Genomic DNA, 2,076 nt, shown 5'->3' on the forward strand with positions numbered 1-2,076 from the left:
ATCGCCGACGTACTCGCCGTGGTCTCGCACGCCGATGTTGGCCTCGTCGCCCGCGCCGACTCCGGCGACGAGGTGCTTGCGATCCTTGCCGCGACGGTGGCGTCGCTGCGCGGAGACGACATCGCTGCGGCCCTCGCTGCTCCGAAGGTTGCCGCATTGCGGCCCTCATCCCCGAGGCCGCCGAGGCGGTGCGCGAGGTGCTGCTCGGAATCGAGATCGTCGACGCCGCCCGTGCCCGCGCCCGGCTCGTCGACGTCGGTTTGATCGCTTCGTCGACGTCGACAACGTAACCTCGGGGCGTGTCTCGCATCGCTTACTTCGGCCCATCGGGAACGTTCACGGAGATGGCGCTTGCGCAGTTCGAGAGGCTCGGAACGTTCGGCGCAGTCGGTCTGGACGGGACGGTCGAGCGGATCTCGGCGTCGAACCCGCCTGCAGCGCTCGAGGCCGTGCGATCTGGTGCGGCCGACGCGGCCGTGGTCCCCATCGAAAGCTCCATCGAGGGAGCGGTTCCACCGACGCTCGACGCGTTGTCGGAGGGTCGCCGGTTGCAGATCGTCGCCGAGACCGAGATCGAGGTGGCCTTCACCATTCTCGGCGGTCCCGGTGTCACCCTCGATTCGGCTCGCACGGTCAGCGCCTACCCGATCGCACTCAATCAGGTGCGCCAGTGGCTGCAGGCAACCATGCCCGATGCCGTGGTGCAGTCCGCGTCGTCCAATGCCGGTGCAGCAGAGGACGTTGCGGCCGGAATGGTCGATGCGGCGGTGTCGACCCGGCTCGCCGGTGAGCGCCTGAAGTTGCCGCAGTTGGCCGACGGGATCATCGACGTGGAGGGCGCGCGGACTCGCTTCGTACTGGTGACCGCGCCGCAATCGGTGCCTGCGCGCACCGGTGCCGACCGCACCTCGGTGGTACTCGAGCCGCCGAACGATCCGGGCACGCTGCCTGCCGCGTTGGCCGAGTTCGGAATTCGCAACATCGACCTGACCTTCATCGAATCACGGCCCACCCGTTCACGATTCGGAACGTACAGGTTCTTCATCGACTGTGCCGGGCACATCGACGACCCGCTCGTCGCGGAGATGTTGGCCGCATTCCACCGCAAGATGCCTTTGCGGTTCCTCGGATCCTGGCCCACCGCAACAGGAACGGGTGGTTCGGTACCGCCGCCGATCGACGAACACGTGCAGTGGGTCGCAGACATTCGTGCCGGACGCGGTGATCTGTGATGGGCAAACTGATTCTGGTCCGGCACGGTCAGACCACAGCCAACGTCGCGAAGATACTCGACACCTCACCGCCGGGAGCCGAGCTCACCGAGTTGGGGCACCAGCAGGCCGAGGCCTATGCGCAGACCTGGATCGGTCGCCGGCCCGCGGTGCTGGTGTCCTCGATTGCGTTGCGCGCCAAGCAGACTGCCGGCTACATCGAGCGAGCGGCCGGGGTTCCCCTGCTGGTCACCGACGGGATTCACGAGACCTTCGCAGGAGATCTGGAGGACCGCGACGACCCGGACGCGCACCGCGAGTTCACCGAGATCTTCAGCCGCTGGCACGCCGGAGATCTGGCGGCGACCGTACCCGGAGGCGACAGCGGACATTCGGTGTTGGAGCGCTACGTCCCGGTGCTCGACGGCCTCCGCGCGCAGTACCTGGGTGACGACACCGCAGGCGACGTCGTTGTCGTCAGTCACGGTGCCGCAATCCGACTGGTGGCGGCGGTACTGGCCGGCGTCGAGGGCACGTTCGCGGCCGACAACCACCTCGACAACACCCACACCGTCGAGCTGCTTCCGCTACCGGGCGGAGGATGGTCCTGCGCCAAATGGGGCACGTTCCTGCCGCCGTTCGAGGGCAAGGGCAGCAAGAAGGCCGACAACCCGATCAGCTAGCGGAGATGCTCTGCGCCGATGCGATCAGCTCGGCCAGGGCAGAGGTCACTCTGCGATCCGTTGCGCCGGTCAGTGAGCTCCACGACGTGCCGTCGGCGGCGAGGGTGGAGGTGGCGACGATGCGTCCGGCTCGGGTGTCGAACAGGGCGACGGGTCTGCCGGCCACGTGCGGGTGCCGTGCC

General features: G+C 67.8%; 3 protein-coding genes and 1 pseudogene. 3 read left to right on the plus strand and 1 reads right to left on the minus strand.

Annotated elements, in window-relative coordinates; genetic code table 11:
• The 3 genes and pseudogenes from RHBS_RS27175 to RHBS_RS27185 all read left to right on the plus strand — a co-directional run.
• Window positions 1-290: pseudogene (locus RHBS_RS27175) on the plus strand (hypothetical protein); the annotation flags it as partial.
• Between the two features lie 9 nt (window positions 291-299).
• Window positions 300-1,232 (plus strand): prephenate dehydratase, encoded by a 933-nt coding sequence (gene pheA / locus RHBS_RS27180; RefSeq protein ID WP_121871787.1) that lies wholly within the window; start codon window positions 300-302, stop codon window positions 1,230-1,232.
• On the plus strand, window positions 1,229-1,894 hold the full coding sequence (locus tag RHBS_RS27185; protein ID WP_121871788.1) for a histidine phosphatase family protein: 666 nt from the start codon (window positions 1,229-1,231) through the stop codon (window positions 1,892-1,894). Before pheA ends, RHBS_RS27185 begins: the two co-directional genes overlap by 4 nt.
• On the opposite strand, the gene RHBS_RS27190 is transcribed toward RHBS_RS27185, so the two are convergent.
• Window positions 1,887-2,076: ESX secretion-associated protein EspG (locus RHBS_RS27190; RefSeq protein ID WP_187298664.1), on the minus strand; the 190-nt coding region annotated here is incomplete at its 5' end. The two genes, RHBS_RS27185 and RHBS_RS27190, sit on opposite strands and share 8 nt — an antisense overlap.

The sequence above is a fragment of the Rhodococcus sp. BS-15 genome, assembly GCF_000813105.1.
In the GTDB taxonomy this organism is placed as follows: domain Bacteria; phylum Actinomycetota; class Actinomycetes; order Mycobacteriales; family Mycobacteriaceae; genus Rhodococcoides.